Annotated in this window: 19 protein-coding genes; 1 reads left to right on the forward strand and 18 read right to left on the reverse strand. The window is 41.1% G+C overall.

Features of this window, described 5'->3' with window-relative positions:
- Positions 1 to 5: 5 nt before the first annotated feature.
- Entirely contained in the window at positions 6 to 1,004 is a 999-nt protein-coding gene (locus AC4J95_RS08725) for a D-isomer specific 2-hydroxyacid dehydrogenase family protein (protein ID WP_494549538.1), read from the reverse strand.
- 293 nt (positions 1,005 to 1,297) lie between these two features.
- Between AC4J95_RS08725 and AC4J95_RS08730 the strand changes: the two genes are divergently transcribed.
- Positions 1,298 to 2,146, forward strand: coding sequence for a MurR/RpiR family transcriptional regulator (locus AC4J95_RS08730; RefSeq protein WP_494549539.1), 849 nt, complete (start codon positions 1,298 to 1,300; stop codon positions 2,144 to 2,146).
- A gap of 282 nt (positions 2,147 to 2,428) precedes the next feature.
- Here AC4J95_RS08730 and trhA read toward each other — a convergent pair whose 3' ends face one another.
- The 17 genes from trhA to dhaL all read right to left on the reverse strand — a co-directional run bounded on the left by trhA (position 2,429) and on the right by dhaL (position 19,032).
- Complete coding sequence (trhA, locus tag AC4J95_RS08735; protein ID WP_494549540.1) at positions 2,429 to 3,094, reverse strand: PAQR family membrane homeostasis protein TrhA; 666 nt, start codon at positions 3,092 to 3,094, stop codon at positions 2,429 to 2,431.
- Positions 3,095 to 3,308: 214 nt separating this feature from the next.
- Positions 3,309 to 4,247 (reverse strand): DUF4097 family beta strand repeat-containing protein, encoded by a 939-nt coding sequence (locus AC4J95_RS08740; protein WP_494549541.1) that lies wholly within the window; start codon positions 4,245 to 4,247, stop codon positions 3,309 to 3,311.
- A gap of 71 nt (positions 4,248 to 4,318) precedes the next feature.
- Positions 4,319 to 4,984, reverse strand: coding sequence for a TetR/AcrR family transcriptional regulator (locus AC4J95_RS08745; protein WP_494549542.1), 666 nt, complete (start codon positions 4,982 to 4,984; stop codon positions 4,319 to 4,321).
- 244 nt (positions 4,985 to 5,228) lie between these two features.
- Positions 5,229 to 6,260 carry a proline racemase family protein gene (locus tag AC4J95_RS08750; RefSeq protein WP_494549543.1) on the reverse strand — a complete coding sequence of 344 codons (1,032 nt, stop codon included), beginning with the start codon at positions 6,258 to 6,260 and terminating at the stop codon, positions 5,229 to 5,231.
- A 343-nt stretch (positions 6,261 to 6,603) separates the two neighbouring features.
- Positions 6,604 to 7,242 carry a YczE/YyaS/YitT family protein gene (locus AC4J95_RS08755; RefSeq protein WP_494549544.1) on the reverse strand — a complete coding sequence of 213 codons (639 nt, stop codon included), beginning with the start codon at positions 7,240 to 7,242 and terminating at the stop codon, positions 6,604 to 6,606.
- Positions 7,235 to 9,130, reverse strand: a complete 1,896-nt coding sequence (locus tag AC4J95_RS08760) for a BglG family transcription antiterminator (protein WP_494549545.1) — start codon at positions 9,128 to 9,130, stop codon at positions 7,235 to 7,237. Before AC4J95_RS08760 ends, AC4J95_RS08755 begins: the two co-directional genes overlap by 8 nt.
- A gap of 54 nt (positions 9,131 to 9,184) precedes the next feature.
- Complete coding sequence (locus AC4J95_RS08765) at positions 9,185 to 10,627, reverse strand: glycoside hydrolase family 1 protein (protein ID WP_494549546.1); 1,443 nt, start codon at positions 10,625 to 10,627, stop codon at positions 9,185 to 9,187.
- A 41-nt stretch (positions 10,628 to 10,668) separates the two neighbouring features.
- On the reverse strand, positions 10,669 to 11,010 hold the full coding sequence (locus AC4J95_RS08770; RefSeq protein WP_316405528.1) for a PTS lactose/cellobiose transporter subunit IIA: 342 nt from the start codon (positions 11,008 to 11,010) through the stop codon (positions 10,669 to 10,671).
- 39 nt (positions 11,011 to 11,049) lie between these two features.
- Positions 11,050 to 12,321, reverse strand: coding sequence for a PTS sugar transporter subunit IIC (locus AC4J95_RS08775; protein WP_316405529.1), 1,272 nt, complete (start codon positions 12,319 to 12,321; stop codon positions 11,050 to 11,052).
- 3 nt (positions 12,322 to 12,324) lie between these two features.
- Positions 12,325 to 12,630, reverse strand: a complete 306-nt coding sequence (locus AC4J95_RS08780; protein ID WP_316405530.1) for a PTS sugar transporter subunit IIB — start codon at positions 12,628 to 12,630, stop codon at positions 12,325 to 12,327.
- 360 nt (positions 12,631 to 12,990) lie between these two features.
- Positions 12,991 to 14,070 carry a helix-turn-helix domain-containing protein gene (locus AC4J95_RS08785; RefSeq protein ID WP_494549547.1) on the reverse strand — a complete coding sequence of 360 codons (1,080 nt, stop codon included), beginning with the start codon at positions 14,068 to 14,070 and terminating at the stop codon, positions 12,991 to 12,993.
- Between the two features lie 157 nt (positions 14,071 to 14,227).
- Positions 14,228 to 15,349: an aminotransferase gene (locus AC4J95_RS08790; protein ID WP_494549548.1), complete on the reverse strand. Its 1,122-nt coding sequence runs from the start codon at positions 15,347 to 15,349 to the stop codon at positions 14,228 to 14,230.
- Positions 15,350 to 15,462: 113 nt separating this feature from the next.
- Positions 15,463 to 16,107, reverse strand: a complete 645-nt coding sequence (locus tag AC4J95_RS08795; RefSeq protein ID WP_494549549.1) for an HAD family hydrolase — start codon at positions 16,105 to 16,107, stop codon at positions 15,463 to 15,465.
- Between the two features lie 49 nt (positions 16,108 to 16,156).
- Positions 16,157 to 16,717 carry a 6-phospho-3-hexuloisomerase gene (gene hxlB / locus AC4J95_RS08800; protein ID WP_494549550.1) on the reverse strand — a complete coding sequence of 187 codons (561 nt, stop codon included), beginning with the start codon at positions 16,715 to 16,717 and terminating at the stop codon, positions 16,157 to 16,159.
- A 10-nt stretch (positions 16,718 to 16,727) separates the two neighbouring features.
- On the reverse strand, positions 16,728 to 17,363 hold the full coding sequence (gene hxlA, locus AC4J95_RS08805) for a 3-hexulose-6-phosphate synthase (protein ID WP_494549551.1): 636 nt from the start codon (positions 17,361 to 17,363) through the stop codon (positions 16,728 to 16,730).
- Positions 17,364 to 17,383: 20 nt separating this feature from the next.
- Positions 17,384 to 18,376 carry a dihydroxyacetone kinase subunit DhaK gene (locus tag AC4J95_RS08810; protein ID WP_494549552.1) on the reverse strand — a complete coding sequence of 331 codons (993 nt, stop codon included), beginning with the start codon at positions 18,374 to 18,376 and terminating at the stop codon, positions 17,384 to 17,386.
- A 5-nt stretch (positions 18,377 to 18,381) separates the two neighbouring features.
- Positions 18,382 to 19,032 carry a dihydroxyacetone kinase subunit DhaL gene (gene dhaL / locus AC4J95_RS08815; RefSeq protein ID WP_494549553.1) on the reverse strand — a complete coding sequence of 217 codons (651 nt, stop codon included), beginning with the start codon at positions 19,030 to 19,032 and terminating at the stop codon, positions 18,382 to 18,384.
- Position 19,033 lies beyond the last annotated feature (1 nt).

A 19,033-nucleotide genomic window follows, 5' to 3' on the forward strand; every position in this document is an offset into this window, starting at 1 on the left:
CCTAACTAGCTGACAGCTTTGCTTTGCGCCTGAACAGATCGTTCAGGAATCCTTCCAGCTACGACATCCTCCACATCTCGCAGGCACTTTGCGCCCATCTCTTGTAAGCATTCCATTGTATAAGCCGAAGTATGAGGAGTCATGACTACATTACTAAAGGCAAGATACGGATGATCTTTGCGTCCTGGCTCTTCTTCTAAGACGTCTGTCGCTACTCCCGCAATTTTGCCGGATTTTAAAGCGCTAACAATTGCTTCTTCATCTAATAAGGCACCGCGAGCACTGTTGGAAAGATAGACATTGTCCTTCATTTGCGCGATTTCTTCAGTGGAAATCATATGATAGTTCTCTTCATTTAAACTGGCACAAAGGCAAATGATATCTGATTCCTGCAATAGTTGGGAAAGTTCAACTTTTTTTGCCCCATAGCTTTCAATATGCAACGCTGACTTGTAAGGATCATAAGCTAAAACGTTGCAGCGAAAACCATTTCGCAGTGTTTCGACGACACAGCTGCCAGTATTTCCAACACCAATCACACCGACAGTTTTATTGAATAAAGTCCGACCAACAAAATTGGCACGATCTTCCCAGCTGTCATTTTTTACACTCAAATCAGCTTCAACGGTTTTTCTTAAAAGCGCTAACAGATTTGTGATGTTGTTTTCTGCGACCGCGTCCCGCTCAACCAAAGCTGGAATGATCGAAACGAGCGTATCGTGTTCACGTGCGGCTTCAATATCAATGTTGTTGTAACCAATCCCATGTCTGGTAATCAAAATAAGTTCATCCTTATGATCAAAAAATTCCTGAGTAAAAAATGGTGTGACACTTGCAATAATGATATTGTAGCCTTGTAAATTTTCCGCTAATTCGCGACCACCGATTTCTCCATCAAAGGTAAATGATTGAACCTCACCGATTTTTTCAAGTCGTTCCAGCTGATCATGGAATATTTTGCCGAAACTGCTTGAATTTACGATCGCTATTTTGTATTTTCCCATCTTTAAAGCTCCTTCTAATCATGTTCTATAGTACTGACACAGTGACTTCTTCTCCTTACTGAACTGATTTAGCTTCTCTTTCATCCATCTCCTTTTCATTCAGAACACTTAAACGTCATGCATAATAAGAATTGATTCGGAAACCGGTTTATGATAACGCATTCAACCTTATGCCTTTATTATACAAAAAAATATTTTTTTGTAAATAGGAAAAATAAAAAATATTTTTGTTGATTTTTATTTTGTTTCCTAGTATCTTATGGTTAAAGAATAATCTAGGAAGGAGGGATACCATGTCTAGCCCTATTCACTTACAAATCAAATCGATGTATAAAGATTTTAGTCAGAAGGAACAAGCCATTGCCGATTACATTTTAGAAAATCCCAATAAGGTAAGTCACAGTTCTATTAGTGATCTTGCTGCTGAATTAGGTATCGCTGACTCAACTTTTTTTCAATTCACAAAAAAGTTAGGCTTCAACGGATTCAAGGATTTTAAGCTGGCGCTGCTGAAGCAGGAAAATGATTTGACAGCTGTTACGATTCACGAGAATGTTCAAAAGGACGATTCTGAATTGGTGATGGCTCAAAAAGTTTTCAATTCAAATATGACAACTTTAACTGACACAAAAAAGCTGTTGAAGGAAGAAGATTTGAAAAAAGCAGTGAAAATGATCTCTGATTCTCGCAGACTCTATTTCTTCGGCGTCGGCGGTTCAGAAATCGTGGCCACTGACGCTTACCATAAGTTTTTACGCTCTCCTATTCCTGTAGGTCATAGTACGGATTATCATATTCAATTAATGGAAGCCACCTTGCTTACTGAAGAGGATTGCGCCATGTTCATCTCTCACTCAGGTAAGTCGAAGGAAACAATTCATATCGCTGAAGTAGCCAAAAAGAATGGCGCGAAGGTAATCGTGGTGACTAGTCAAATCAATTCACCTTTAGCCAAACTAGGTGATGTTGTCTTTATTTCGATCTCTGAGGAAATTGAGTTCCGCTCTGAGGCGTTGGCTTCAAGGATCGCTCAATTAAGTATCATCGATTCGCTCTATGTGATTCTGATGTTCAATCACCGCAAACACGCCCAAGAAACGATTTCCAAAGTTCGAGAAGTCATTTTGAGCATTAAAGAATAGACCACAGAAGAAGCCTCTCTTCAATTAGTCAGTAGTTGTACAGACTAATTGAAGAGAGGCTTCTTTATTTTGTTGGCTGAACTAACCCTTTTGATTGTTTGATAGCTAACTGATCTATTAATAGTAATAGGAATTATCGCAGCGGAGCACTCCCTGTCCTGAATAATCAGAAGCTGAATCTAATTAATGAAAGCCGCTTGGATGTTCAGATATCGACTTGATAGCCTTGCAGTCGAGATCGCGCGCGTTTTGAGAATAGTAGTATCTTTTCATATGACTATCCTACAACACATATTGAAAAATCATATAGTAATGGCTTGCCGCACCTGCTAAGACGAACAGGTGGAACAGTTCGTGATTGCCAAATGCCGGAAGATGGAATTGACATTTTTTTGAGGCATAAACAAAAGCTCCGATCGAATACAAGATCCCACTGATAAACAGCCAAGCGATTGCTGTGACTGGCAAATTTTGTGCTAGTGGATTAATCAGAAAAACAATCCCCCATCCCATGATTAAATAGATGATCGCACTGAACCATTTTGATTCTTTGAACCAAATTACTTTGCCGATAATCCCCACGAATGCCAACGACCAGATCAAGATCAGACTGATCCACCCTAGCAAGCCTTTTAAACAAAGCAGACAGATAGGCGTATAACTTCCGGCAATCAGGCAAAAGACCATCGAATGATCAATCTTTTGCAGAATCCGGTGAACCTTCGGCGAAATATAAAAAATATGAAAAATTGTCGATGCCGAAAATAATAAAATCAGGCTTGCACCATAAATGCAAAACGAAACTAATTTGATTGGCGCACTATCTTGTCTGACCGATAACAAAATCAACAGAACCGTTCCGCCAATTGACAGCAATGCTCCCCACAAATGCAACAGCCCGCTGGTTACACTTTCTGTATCACAATACAGTTGCTTTTTTTCCATCATTAAGTTCCTCCATTTCTACACGTTCTCTGTTTTGTTAGTGGCTCTGTTCCAGACTGATATGAATTTCGCTCCAAACATGGTCGGCAAAGTGTGGATCAAGCCTTTGCTCACATTGTTTTTTAGCGAACTCATCAGACTACCGTTCACTCCGCCGCAATGTACAAAATCATCACAAAATAATTGAACCGTTCATTCAATAAGACAGTAAAAAAATTTACTTCACTGTAATGTCACCATTTCTTGTCTCAATGGTGACTCGAGGAGTAGATAACTTCGCTTTTTTCGTCCTTCCTTCCCAGCGATTATCTACCTTACCTTCTTTTGTTTTTACATCAAGCTGAGGTGTCTGTGAGTCTGGTAAAGACACAGTGACAGTGCCATTTTTGGAGAATACAGACAGATCATCCGCTAAATGATTTACTCCAAGATTGAGACTTCCATCGCCGCTAGCTGTAAATTCGCCTGCGCCAGAAAAATCCGTTACAGTTAAATTACCGCTTTTTGTTTCGTATTCTACCTGTCCTTTGAGCTCATCCAAGGTTGCTTTTGAACTTGTCGTGTGGAGTACGAGCCGCTTCACTTTAGACTTGTGCAGTTTTATTTCTCCGCTGGTGCTTTTGATCCGAAGTGTTCCTTTACTGGTTAATGAACGACTAGAAATCAAGCCGCTGGTCGTAGTCAGCTTAATCGTATCTGCTGTTAGATCATCTCCATAAATTTTTCCGCTCGTCGTGTGTAAGGTGAGACTGGACATCGATTTATTTGAAAGATGAGTTTCAACTTTGCCGCTAGTTGAATGAATCCGCAGCTCATCAGAGTAGTTTTTAGGTAATGATAAGACCATTTTGCTTTTAAAATCTGTTCCTATCGGTCGTCTACCTTCTTGGATCGACAAGGTATCACCATTCTTTGAAACCTTCGAATAATACTTACGCTTGTCTTTGTTTAAATATTCCTCTAAAACAACCTTTTTACTACTTGAGTTTTTGATTAGCAGATCATCCGCGTCATAATCCAAAACAATTTTTGAGACTGCACCGATTTCAACCGTCTGCGTGTTGACAAGCTCTGCCTCTTTATCAGAACCACAAGCCATTAAGCTGCTCAGTATTCCTCCTACCATTAAATAAAATAATTTTCGCTGTACTTTCATCCTTTCACCCCTCCTGTTAATTGAACCATTCATTCAATGAAATGCTTTAAGAAAAACAGAGCCCTGCTCTGTTAAGCTTGATATGCATGCAATAGTAAATCTAAACAAATGTCCTTTGCCTGCTGCATTGAGATTGTGCTGTCTTTTTCAAAGGCATCATACTTTATATGCATTCCCCACCAAGCAATACTTTCAACAACAGCTCGAGTCGTATAAAAAAGATTATCTACTTCCCGAAACTCGTCCTTCTCAATAAATAGCTTAATGTACTGCTGAACCTGACTAAAGTAACGCTTCCGATAGTCACGGTAATAGAAGCTTAAATCTCGCAGATCTGCTTCATTATGTTCGATGATCAAACAGCTGACTGAGTATTTTGAGACAATATCAAACGCGTCAGAGAGCATTTCCGCTAGTGAATAATCTTCGGCATTGTCTTTTAAATGGCTATCGAAATTTTCTTGGTTCTTTTCAAAGGTTTCCATGATCTCATCATCCAAATTGTCAAAGACACTAGAATCAATGGGGAAATGTAGCTCTCGTTCAAAAAATCCCGGATCAATCGTCCCCTTCAAAATAAAACTAAGGATATCTTTTTTTCCGCTGAAATACTGATAGATCATCCCTGTTGATAGTCCGATTTCCTTAGCAATATCGCGGATTTGTGTCCGTGCAAAGCCCTTGTTGATAAACAATTGACTCGCTGCGTCATAGATTAGTTCCAAACGATTTTCCAAAAAAACTCGCCTCCAATCATTAATTGAACCGTTCGTTCAATTTTAGTGTACTTGATTTTTTCTGCTTCGTCAAAGGAAATTGTGATTATTTTGTTTATAGATTCTAAAAAGGAAGGTTTTATGACCTGAGTCAACGGTCTCAATTGCTCGAGACAGGAATTATCAGCAAGTCTATTATAAAATAATTTAAGCAATGAAAAAGCTCTATGGAATTTTTCTTTTCTATAGAGCTTTTTGCTGATTATTATAGCTGGAAGCCATATTTCAACCGATCGTCTGGATCAATTAAATAAGTGGCGTAACCAGTGATATTGGAGCTGCCAGTGATCTGGGGAATAACCGCTGAATACTCACCGATCTTCGTTTCTTCTAAGAGTTCTCCGATGAAGCGGCTGCCAATAATACTTTCATTGATGAAGGGTTCATTTAGAGTTAATTCACCTCGGGCATGCATCGCTGCCATTATCACACTGGTTCCTGCTCCACAGGGTGAGCGGTCTGCTTGATGGTTGCCGAACACGACAACGTTTCGATTATTGATTTCTGCTGAATTTATTTTTTCGTAGAACTCGCAAGTCACTACTTTATTGATAGCCAGCTCTGGATGCTGAATCTCTACTTCTTGATTGATTTTATCCAGCATTTTTATGCCGATATCTGTGATTTCAGCAAGGTTTTCCTTGGTTATCTTCAAGCCTAGCTGGACGCTATCGATCAAGGCCATAAAATTACCGCCGAAGGCAATATCATAGACTATCTCCTGATCCTCGACCTGAACAAGAAGATTTTCTTTGTATAAGAATGATGGGACATTGATGATGCTGACTTCTTTGGCTTTACCGTGCTCAACTTTGACCTTAGTTCTAATCAAACCTGCTGGCGCATCGATATTCACATAAGTATAGGGTTCAGATATTTCGACTAGTCCTGCTTCCACTAATGCTGTGGCTGACCCCATCGAACCGTGACCACACATCGGCATGTAGCCGGAACCGTCCATAAAAATGGCGGCAATATCTGCCTCCGGATTTACTGACTCTGTCCATAATGCCCCAAACATATCCTTATGGCCGCGTGGCTCGTTCATTAGAGCACTGCGATAATGGTCAAAATATTCAGCGACATAATCCATTTTTTCCAGCATCGTCTCCCCTTTTGGTTCAGGAAACCCATCAATCACGATTCGGGTAAACTCGCCTTGTGTATGGGTATCGATCGCCTTAATGCTTGCTTCAAAGTGATTCTTGTTAAGCTTCACCTGCTTGTTTCTAGCCATCAAAATTATCCTCCTTTGTGTGTTAATGAGAAACTATGTACAACAAAGTCACAAAAGAACCTTTTCTTACTCAATTATAGGTTAATTGCTGTCATTTGACGATTCTTGCTTCAATAAGAAAGGCTTCGCGAACTCGCTCAGCTTTTGAGCAATAAGACCAAAATATTTCTAAATTGCTTCTCAAATTTCGAAATATTTTTGCTTATTGCCGATAAAGCTAGTTCGTGAAGCCGGACATGGATACCCTTGCTTTCATAAGCTTTTTGCATGTGAAAATTTTATACTCCCTTAAAGAACAAAAAAAGAGAATGCAGGATACTAAATGCATTCTCTGAAGAATAAGTTATTCCTCTGTCATTTTCTTTCTTTTTCCTCTGTATCGAAATTTCTTCCAGTTTTCACGTCTAGAGACAGCAAGAAAAAATTGGATCATTGGTCCTAATAAAAAAATGGAGAAAAAGGTCCCTAAGCCAAAGGAGCTTCCAAGTAAAACACCGATAACAACAATCATAAAGTCCAACAAGATTCTGCCTTTTTGCAGAGATAGATGTAAAAGATCGCAGACACAAAACATCATTCCCTCCAAAGGACCTGATCCCAATCCACCTGTTAAATAGATAGCTGTTCCTAATGCCATCGTGCAAAAACCTGCCAGACAGATAAGAGGATTGTTCCCGAGAGAGTCGACAGCTTGAATCACTGGCGCTGTCCGACTGATCGTTTCCCCTACTAAAAATGTATTAATGATACTACCAATCCCCAACATACTGCGCTTATAAATAAGGGTAACCAGTAGAAACAGCACACTGATCAGTTGACTCCAGCGACCAAACGTCAGCGCGGAATGGTTCATTAATCCCAAGATCAGGGTACTGACTGAATCGAATCCTTGATCTGCGACCACGATCAATTCAATCCCGATTCCCATTAAAATCGTGCCCACAATCACCAAAGATAAGCGACATAAAAGGCTTTTACTCATCTGCATCAACCATCGTTTTCAATCGCAAAATGAATTCATCAAAATCCTCACTCATGCTTAATTGTTTGGTATTGATGGGTTCTGAGACGATCTCGATAAACTTTTCGAAAAACTCATTAAAGTCATTTGCTTCATCCTTATTGATCGCAATATAGGCGACCAAATTGATTGGATGATCCGCCCATATTAATGATTCCTGCAAGGTCATGATGGCAACGCCACTTTTTATGGCCTCTAATTCGACTGAATGAGGCACGGCGATGCCCGAAGGAAAGCTCGTCGGAGACATGCGCTCACGCTTTTCTACCCGGTGTGAAAAGTTCTCATCGACAAAGCCAGTTTGCACCATCCGTTGATTCAATTGTTTGCGGATTTCCCTCGGCCTTAAGCCAGCCGGGTCAATCTGATTAAAATAGAGTTCAGGCAAAATAAATTTTTCAATCGCCTGATACATTTTTCGCTTTTCACGCTGTGACTTCAAGGAATCGATCCGCTTCTCTATTTTTTTGACATCTTTGCTGGTTAAAAATGGATGGATGAAGACAGAGCCAGCATAATCTGACGCCGTCTCGCGATCAGTCGTCAACAGCAAGTCATAGTCATTCGTTGCTGTTTTCCATTTTTCTGTCACTACAATATCAATACTCTCACCGAAATGTTCTTCAATTTGTTTACTTAGATTGCTGCCAATATCATGATAGTCATTCACGATCAGCCGGATCGTCACCTGATCTCGGAAGTGCTTCTGCGTTTCAAGGAAAGCTCCGATATGTAAAGCAATGAAGGAAATCTCATCGTCATTAAACCAAATATCCAAACGATCTTGGATCAAAGAAGAAATATAAACCGCCAAATCATAAATCAATGGATAGGCTGTTTTCAAATCTAGCAAACTGCTGTTACGCGTGAACGTTTCATAATGAGAACGGTAGTAAAGACTTTGCAAGTGGATTGCCAGCTTATTGAAAAACTCTTCATCATGCAATTCGACTAGATAGGTTCGTTCTACTTCGGCTAAAACATCCTTCAATGCAGTGATGATCGTTGGATCAACAAAGCTGGAAAGCTGCTGACTGTCTTGATTAGTCAATGTTTCATTTTGCATTCCGATAAATAATAAGGATAACTGCTCCAGCTCAGCATGCGAAAAATGAATATCATATTGCTGGGCTAATTTATCACTGATTTCTCCAGCAATCAAAAATTCAGAATTACTCTGCAGCTGGTTATTGTTCAAACTTTTCTTCAAGCTGTGGCCTTGACGTATCCGTTCGATACTGATGGCAAAATGCAGGACGATATTGTTCAATGAGTATTGATTGATCTGAATCGTGTGCTCTGCCAAAACTTCTTGAATCGTCTGCTGCAATTTTTCCAGCGAGATATAGCCGATCATTTGCTGAATGCTGACCTTCAGTTTTTCTTGAACATCACTTTCATTATAAAGAAGTGAAATAAGATAGCGCCGTTTTGCCCGCTCTGGTCCCGTCAGTTTGATATAATCCTGATCAAAAACAATCTGAATTGCATCGTTGGTGATTTCTTTTTTTAATTGCTGAATGTCGTTTTTCAATGTGGATTCGGAAATGAAGAGCATCTCCGCCAGGTCAAAAAAGTCAACTCCGTCAGAGGAATGCTTCAATAGTTCTAAAAAGATCCGCGATTTCCGATCCTCCGTTCCATCCGTAGGTAAATTCGCATGTGGATTCAGCTGGTAACCTAAATGACTGGTTAAAATAAGTTCTGGATTATTTTGGTTGATCTTGGCGACGCGATTACGTATCGTGCGTGTCGTGCACAGGCTATATTCAGCTAATTCGTCAGAAGTTATCCAACGATCCTTCTTATCTAAATAGGCAATCAATTCTTTTTCCTTTTTAGTCAGCATTTTTGCACCTCCATTCAAAGAAAAGTTGACCACGAGGATCAACTTTTCAATTGATTATAATGCGTCGCCATTCGACGCGATCACTTGTTTATACCATTCGAAGCTGTCTTTCTTAATTCGTTTACCGGAGCCGTTTCCCTCGTTATCCAAGTCAACATAGATGAAACCATAGCGTTTCTCCATTTGAGCAGATGAACAGCTGATAATATCGATTGGTCCCCAAGCGCAATAGGCAATTACATCTACTCCGTCATACATCGCCCGTTTCATCTGGGCGATGTGTTCCGAAAGATAAGAAATGCGATAATCATCGTGCACCTGTCCGTCTTCTAACTTGTCATACATACCAAAGCCGTTTTCGGCAATAATAATCGATTTGTGATAGCGATCCCAATATTGCGATAAGGAATTGTACAGTCCTTGCGGATCAACTGCCCAGCCCCATGGATTGGCTTTCAAATTCGGATTTGGAGTCACCGATGATGGATTCATCGTGTTTTTAGTGGCGTCAACCATTTGTGAATAGTAATAAGAGAGTGCCAAATAGTCCATCGGATGATCCTTCAATATTTTTTTATCTTCAGCTGTAATGTCTAAATGAATCTCATTTTCAGCAAAATAGTTCAATGCATATTGCGGATATTCCCCTTGGAATTGCACATCTGTATAGAAATACTGCATCCGGTTACGACGCAAAGCTAGATTCACATCATCCGGATCACAAGAATACGGATAGGCTGTACAATCGGCCATCATTGTTCCAATCATCATATCAGGATTAATCGTTTTCGCATAGGCTGCTAATTTTGCACAAGCGACAAATTGATGGTGAACCGCCTGGAAGCTGGCTTCTTCATAATTATCCACCGTATCGTAAGGGATTGCTGTTGAATTAAACGGTTCAAACTGAATTAAATTAACTTGATTGATGACGATCCAATATTTTACTTTTGCTTGATAACGCTCCAAGACGACTTTCCCATAGTTGACAAATAGATCGATCACTTTACGATTGTTCCAGCCGCCGTATTTCAAGGTGATTTCGACCGGCGTTTCATAGTGAAGGATCGTAATAATCGGCTCCATACCTAATTCAATAATTTTATCGATTAAACGATCATAATAAGCTAACCCAGCTTCATTCGGCTCATCTTCCTCACCAGTAGGAAAAATACGCGTCCAATCAATCGATGTGCGAAAGGTTTTAAAGCCCATTTCACTAAGTAATTCTAAGTCCGCTTCATAGGTATGATAGAAATCAATCCCGTGACGCTTTGGATAGTACCCTCCTGTATCGGCTAAGTTCGCTTTTACATCAGCCATCGACATGCCTTTGTGCTGTTCTTCAGCAATTTCAGCGTTGCTCTTGTCTGGATAGTATTTGTGCAAGTCTGCTAAACTGACTCCTTTTCCGTCAATTTTGTATCCACCTTCTGCTTGGTTGGCTGCGATCGCTCCGCCCCATAAAAAATCCTTAGGCATTTGATAAATTTTCAATGAAACTCCTCCTCATATACTCCTGTGGTAAGATCTTTTTGCTATTTTTGGCTAAAGGCTTCAAATAGTCGAACTAAATGTTCACCAATTAAAATCTCGCTTTGTGCAGTCATCAAGGTATCCTGTGCATGGCAAAAGAGCGTTGAATAGCGAATCTGTTCGCCAGATGCCTCTAACTGTAAAGTGTCCGTTTGTAATCCGTGTGCGACAACAACCTCCTTGCGCGCTGCCTTCACCTCTTCTTTGGCTGTTTCAAAATCCATCTTCTCTAAACTTTCTAATGAATGAACCAAATGATCCCGTGCATTGCCGGCATGTACTAAAATGTTCATGGACAATTGATTCAATTGGTCATTTTCCTCTAAATATGTTGTCTTTTCCATAAGCGACCTCCTGCTAGTTCCCTTCGACATATAATTTTTTTAATGTGCAGCCTCGACTTCTGCTTCGGCTTCTTCCAGAGCCTCTTGTGCTTCTTGTTTCACTAATGAATTGTCATAGGCTTTGAAAAATGGCAAAAAGACCAGCCAAGTAATCACGAAAATCAGAGCACAGACGACAATTGCCCGCCAATCCTGCGTTGCCAAATAGGAAGTAATCGGATACGGCATGTACCACAATAGGAAAGTACTTGATGGTACATTAACTAAGCCTAAGGACATCGTGACATAAGCGATTGTTGGAACGATAATACTATTGATCCACATCGGCACCATCAGATACGGATTGAAGGCGATCGGTGCACCAAAGACTAAGGGTTCGTTAATATTAAAAATAGACGGAATGATAACTGCTTTCCCAATTGCCTTTAATTGCGCTGATTTACTTAGCAGCAACATCATAAAGGACAAAGCCAGGGTGGTTCCGATTCCTCCCATTGATGAGAATGCGTAACAGGTTTCCTGAGTAGCAATATTTAGTGCTTGTCCGCCGTTAGCTACCGCTTCTGCATTTGCAGCCAATCCGGACATATAGACTGGATACACTACTGGCATCATGACCCAGCCAGAAATTCCAAATGTATACAAGAATACTGGGATAAAGACCGATAAAACAAAACCAGGATAGGATTGAACGATATTCGCCAATGGGCTGAAAACCAGTAGTACCACGTCGAAAAAGTCGATCTTGAATTGGAAAGTGATCAACCAGCCAACAAGTAAGACGAACGTAATTGGCAGCAAGCTATTAAACCAGCCGACTACAAAATCAGGGATCGGTGTATCTTCATCAAAGAACGAATATTTCACTGCAAAATTCATAACGAATGCAACAAACAAGCCCGTAATCATTGAAAGGAACATGCCTGTAGCACCGAAACGAGAAAGAATGAAAACCGCTTCTCCATCAGCAGTCATAGTTGGAAACAGCAGCATCATAAATAGTACCAACGAAGCCGCACCGGAAATTAGTTTTTGACCGCCATATCCTTTCTTCTCCATCAAGTAATAAGGAATTAAGAAAGCAACTACTAATGCATACATACCGAATGAAAAATTACTAATCATGGAAAAGTCAGGCATTCCGCTGAAAATATTTTTCAGCAAAGAAACGACTGTCACTAACGAACCAACAAAAACTAACGGCAGTGCAATCATAATCGAATCCTGAATTGCTGAAATCCAAGGATTTTTTACTACCTTATTCACTTTTGGCGCAAAAGAATTCGTCATAAAGTTCATAATTTTATCCATCGTCTAATCCTCCAACTTTAAAATTAAATCTAATGCTTTCTCTCCATTCAACGTGCCGTAAACCGATTGAGGAATAACTGCTGCTTTAACATTTTTATCTTTGGTCTGTTCTTGCAGATCATTCAGCATATAAGACAGATGCGGACCAATCAGTAAGTAATCGATTGTGTCGATGCGATCATCCAATTGAGATTCACTGGCTGCTTTGACTGAGAACTCAAGCTTTCTTTTTTTAGCCGCTTTTCTGATTGATGCTGCCATAAATCCGCTTGAGGCTCCTGAACCACAAATTAACAAAATATTTTTCATTTTCTTCACCGCTTTCATTTATTTACATGTTCATTATAGGAAATCTAGGAGCGGTCCTACAAACTTACTTTTTTCCTACTGATGGGAAAAAGTATAATTCAAGCACACAAAAACGCTGAACTATCTCTAGTCCAGCGCATGATTCATTGTAATGTTCACGAAGCTTTGATGCCTGACACTTTATACGGAGTCATCTATCTATTTCAGTAGATACAAAAAATAGGAAACTTGAATAAAGTTTTGTTGAAATCGTGTTGACCACATAAGAAGCAATCTAAGCCACTAGTCATTTTGCAGCTTTTTCAATTGACTGACTAAAATAGAAAGGACAGATTTTTCATGATCCTTTCTATTCCAGTTCTATTCTAAACTTCTTAATTTCTCCAATAACGCAATAAATCGTTCTTCCGCCAACAGCGGCTGAAACTCATCCGATTGCTCAATCAGATCAGCCATACGCTCAGCGATATACTGGGTTGAAACAGATGAATCTTTTAATTGGATGGTATCAAACAGCAAGTCACCACTGGTTTCTTTTATCGCGAATGCAGCCTGCAACGCAGGGATGAAATTCTCTAGCTCCATCAGTGCAGATTGCTTTTCTCCAACTCTGGCTAAAATCTCGGCTTTGAATAAATAGTAATTGGCATTCGTGCCGGTGATTTGATCAACATGAAGCAGCTTGTCAAGTTTAATACCAACGTCTGCGATTGTCATCGCCTTCTCGTACTGTTCATATTTACAAGCGATTTTTGCAAGAGTGTATAGATGAAGTCCGATATCACGGAGCTGCTGGAACAAGCAAATTTGTGTCAGCTTCCGCGATTCTTCGTACTCTTTCTTCATATAAAGAATATTGGTTTTCATCATTCGAGTATCATAATCGGCAGTAGGCAGTTCTTCTATCGCTTCTTCAGCTTTGTCCAGATCATCGCTCATAGTATAGAGGCTCGCCAATACATGAAGTGACGCATGGCGAAGTTCAAGATTCTCTGACGAACGGATGGTTTCAAAAAGTCTGATCGTTTCTGCAAGCTGCTGCGCTGCCTCTTCCTCATCACCAGAAGCACCTATATAGAAAAAGGACGTAGAAGCCAAACGAAATCTTAACAAATCATCAGTGGGATATTCCTTCAATAACTCATTGCAATAATCCATCGCTTTTCGGCTATCCCCTGTTTCAAAGATCACTCGGGCTTTTTTCTCAAAATTGGCAACCTCTATATCACTTAGCTTCTCTTCAAAACTTACCAGCCGATCCACATTGGTCCTTAACATACGGGCTAACGGACTTAACAGTGAAATATCGGGATAGGTGCTGTCGGTCTCCCACTTGGAAACAGCCGCAGTAGTCACTCCCAAAGCCGCTGCAACTTGTTCTTGGGTCAAATCCTGTTCTTTTCTGAGCTTTTTGATCGTCTTTCCCATCAATAATGTCATTTTAATCGCCCCTCTCTGATCACCTTTAGTGTACCATCGTTGCGCGAGAATGATAATGGAGCAGTTGTTAACGAATAGTAGGATTTTATTAACCAGCAAGATACTTTTTGATACAAATTAAGCGTAATGACCCGATAAGATCATTACGCTCTTACATTTATATTTTCGCTAAGTACTCAGAGAATTTATTCAAGCCGGCGATCAACGCTTCTGTTCGGCAGCCATAGCCGATTCGAACACAGTTCTCAAACTCGAAACAATCACCAGGAGTGAACAGCAGTCCGTGATTATCGATCAAATCAAGACAAAGCTGTCGGCTCGATCGATCGAAATCGTAATACAGTAAGGTCACAGTCCCAGCCTGTGGTTTCACATAAGAAATATGAGGTTCTTTTGCTACCCACTCGTCTAAGATTTTTAGATTTTCGCGAATGATTTTTTGACTCCGCGCCAATAGCTTCTCTTTGTTTAGTAGGGCAATCGACGCTAGTTCTTCATCAATCATGCCGCAGCTGATGGTGTTGTGATCACGATGTAGCAGACATTGTTGTAAAGCTTTTTGATTTTTCGTGGCAATCCAGCCTAATCGCAGACCAGCCAGTGACCAAACCTTAGACATACTGCTGACACTGATTCCTTTTTCATACAGATCGGCAATGGACGGGCTCTCGATATCAGCTTGCGTCAGCCCGCGATAGGTTTCATCTGAAAGAATATAAGCATCAGCGTCTTTGGCAATCGCAACGATTTCCGTCAACATTTTATGATCCATTAATGAACCAGATGGATTGTTAGGATTATTGATGATGATTACTTTCGTTTTTTGGCTGACCTGTTTTTTCAGTTCTGTTAAGTCAGGCAGAAAGTTATTTTCCGGTGCTAAAACATGCTGCTTCACAGTTGCACGGAAGGATGCCGGAATGGAATACAATTGCTGATAGGTCGGCAGTACGGCAACGACTTCATCCTCTGGTTCAACCAATGAATATAAGACTAAATGATTCGCTCCGATCGCTCCATGAGTCGTTGTGATATCCTCTTCTTGGATTGTTTCGTATAAAGACGCGATCCCCTTTTTGAACTTCGGATTGCCAAAAATATGTCCGTAAGTCAGACGTTTTTGCGTTAGTTCATTCAGTGTTTCCTGCTTATCCAGTCCAGCGATCTCAAACAGCTCGTCCATACTGATGGAGTCAACGCAGGTCTCTCCTGTATTATAAATCGCTTTATCCTCATGTTCGTTCATCCACAATTCTACTTTAAATGGTTCTATCTTCATCCTATCGCTCCTCTACCCATACTCGATGAAGTTTTTATTAGCAAAATTTCATCGTCTTTTTATTATAGAGGATAACATTCCCGGTAGCTAGCTGGATTTTAGGTTTTAAATAATCAAATCTTTGATAGCTCCATGACCTCAAAAAAGTTAGAATAGCTGTTTTGGACCAGACCTTCGATCTCAGGTGTTGGGTCAACAAAATTTTTGATATGAACACAAGTCAAACCAGCATTGACTGCGGATAGCATCCCATTGGGAGAATCTTCGTAGACCACTATCTCATCGATTGGTTGCTGCGCGATTTCGATCGCTTTTTGATAGATTTCCGGATCAGGTTTTCCCTTGTTCACCTGATCGCCATAAACACCAAAAGAGAAGTAGGAGGCAAGTGCCATACTTTCCAGAATTCCCTCCGCCTCCTTTTGATAGCTGGAAGTAACGATTCCACAGGTGATATTCACTTTTGCTAGATAATCCAGATACTCATGACAGCCTTCGGTTATGGGAAAAACTGCATTCTTCTGTGCCTGTTTCCGTCTGTCCATAAATTCCTCGAACAAGCGATCAAACATCGGAAGCTCCCCGAAATGCTGTTGAAACTTCTCCTTCAAGATCGATGTTGGCGAACCGACCACACTTTGATAAAAATCCTTTTGTAAACAATACCCTTCTTGAGCCATCAATTCTTGCCAAATAGAAAAATAATAGCGCTCAGAATCAATCAATGTTCCATCCAAATCAAACAATGCGATTTTCATTATGTCCTCCCTACCCAAAGAGCACCGAGCCGAAGCTCGATGCCGATTTTTATTCAAGATTTGCATGACGGTAATCCATATCCGTCTGATCTTGATTTAACTCCTTTTTCAAATCAACGATTATTGAATCATAAACCAACCAAGATAACTGCTCAAAGGACGAACCGTTGGGCTGAATTGATGGCGCCTTTTCAGTCGCTTTGTCCCCTGTTGAGATACCGGGAATTTGAATCACCGCATCCGCCATTGTTCCGATCGGATTCTTTGGATGAATCGTGATCGTCGCTAACTGTGCTTTCTCACTCTTAGCCTTTTCCGCCATATTTACCAATCCAGAGGTTCGACCTGAACCTGAGCCGATAATGATCAAATCGTTCTCACGCAAGGAAGGAGTGGTTGGCTCACCTACAAAATATACAGTAAAGCCTAAGTGCATCAAGCGGTTAGAAAACGCCCGCGCGGCAAAACCAGAACGTCCGGCGCCCGCGATAAAAATCCTTTTTGCTCGTAAGATCAACGCCTGCACCTTTTCCAATTGGGCTTGATCAATCTGCTGTGCATCTTCTGTCAATTCGGTTAAGATAGCCGATAAGTTTTTTGATGGTGTCATCAGCTATCACCTACGCTTTCGCCAGCATCGCTTCTTTGATCAAGCGTGCTTCTTCTACAGGATCCGGCGCGTGAGTAATACTGCTGCCAACGATAATAATATCTGGATTCAACGCGACATATTTATCGATCGTCTTGCTGCTGATGCCGCCTGCTACAGCAATCTTAGTTTTCTTCGCACAAGAAGTCATGATCTTCAAATCATCAAGTGGCGTCCGTCCGCAGGCTTGCTGATCTGCCCCTGTGTGAACCGCTAATACATCCACACCCAGTTCTTCCATCTCAGCGACTTTTTCTTCAAGATTTGCGACACAGATCATATCAACCACGACTTGTTTTTCAAAGTCAGTACCAGCTTTGACACATTGTTTAATCGTCGCCACATCGGTTACTCCTAAAACCGTTACATACTCAGCGCCAGCCTCAAAGCCTAACTGCGATTCGTAATAACCGCCGTCCATAATCTTTTCATCAGATAAAATTTCTTTATTGGGAAATTTTTCTTTAAAGCGGCGCACAGCCTCCATCCCAGAATCGATCACAAACGGTGTGCCGATCTCAATAATATCGACGTGTTCTTGGACCTTTTCTGCAAAAACCAGTGCTTCCTCTAATTTTAACTCATCCAAAGCTAGTTGTAATTTCATTTTTTCGTCCACCCTATCCTTTAATAGTTTTTCAACCCTGCTGCTTGTGCCTCAGCTTCCATTAATTCCGTGATTTCATCATCTAAATCGACGACTGTCAACGACATACCGCCCATATCCAGCGAGGTGACAAAATTACCGACATAGACTTTTTCGACGCTGTGACCTTTTTCCTTCAATGTTTCCAGAACTTGTCCGCACACCACATATTGTTCCATCAGCATGGTCGAGCCTAAACCTGAGATCATCACGGCTAATTTCTTATTTCCATCAAAAACAAAATCAGTTAAAATCGCGTCTGTCATTTCAATCGCAATTTCATTGGCACTGCCTAGTTGTTGCTTTTCAATTCCCGTCTCACCATGATGACCGATCCCAAACTCCAGCGTTCCCGAATCAATCAAGAAATTCGGCTTCCCTACAGCTGGAATCGTACAAGGCTTGACCCCAACACAAATGCTTCTCGTTCGATCGACCACTTTCTGTGCCACCGCGATGACTTCATCCAATGTTCCGCCGGCCGCTGCTTTGGCTCCGCCAACCTTCCACATGAAATAGCCACCGGCGATTCCGTGACGTTTTTCACGAGTTTCTTTAGGCGAAGAGGCAATATCGTCTGTCGCGACCACATACTTCACTTCAATGTCCTCATCTTCGGCCATTTGGATCGCCATTTTGACATTCATAGTATCTCCAGCATAGTTGCCGAAAAGACACGCGACACCCTGACCGTTATCAGCCTCGATCATGGCATCTAAAAATGCTTGGGCAGGCGGCGAGGCAAAAACTTCACCAATCGCTACCGCATCCAGCATGCCCTCACCCACATAACCGAGAAAAGCTGGTTCGTGTCCGCTGCCGCCGCCAGTAATGACGCCGACTTTTTCCTTCTTATCTTTGAGGGCGACTACCCGATCATTCAATGGTGAGATCATAATTTCAGGGTGCGCCGCAGTAAAGCCCTTCAGCATATCTTCAACAATAAAATCTGGATCATTCACAAAAATTTGCATCGCTTTTATTCCTCCAACAATTCTTTTATCGTGGTTACCAGCGCTTCAATAATCAAATAACAGGACGTCGCTCCAGCATCCTGATGCCCGATCGAACGATCACCGATCCGACTGGCTCGTCCGATCTTTGCTGGAATCATCTTAGTTGATTCCAGCCCTACTTTGGCGGCACTTAATGATTTCGTCAGGCAGTCTTCGAAGGAGCTGTCATCAGCAAGAGCGCCTTCATAGGCTTCAACTGTTGGCACCAGCACATCCAGCAGGCTTTTATCACCGACTTTGGCATCAGTTAAATCAGAAAGATTTTGATAGGCTTTCGTCAGCATACTTAATACTACTTCCTTGTTGATTGTTTCGTTCTTTCTGGATGCTACACTAAGTCCCCTGAAAAAGCTGCCATATAAAGGTCCCATCGAGCCGCCGATCTTATTAACCAGCACCTGACTGATCACCTTGAAGCCCTCACTCATAGTGTAGCTAGTCAGCTCATCCAGCTCTTGTCTGGCAAAGGTGAAGCCTTTGTTCATGTTGATGCCGTGATCGCCATCACCGCCGTGACTATCGACTTCGCTTAAATATTCTTTATTGGCTTGGATCGTTGTAATAACCGCATCTACAATTTGACTTCCTGCTTGATTGGAAAATTCCGTTATCATG

Source organism: Enterococcus sp. GPZ-007 (genome assembly GCF_059374735.1).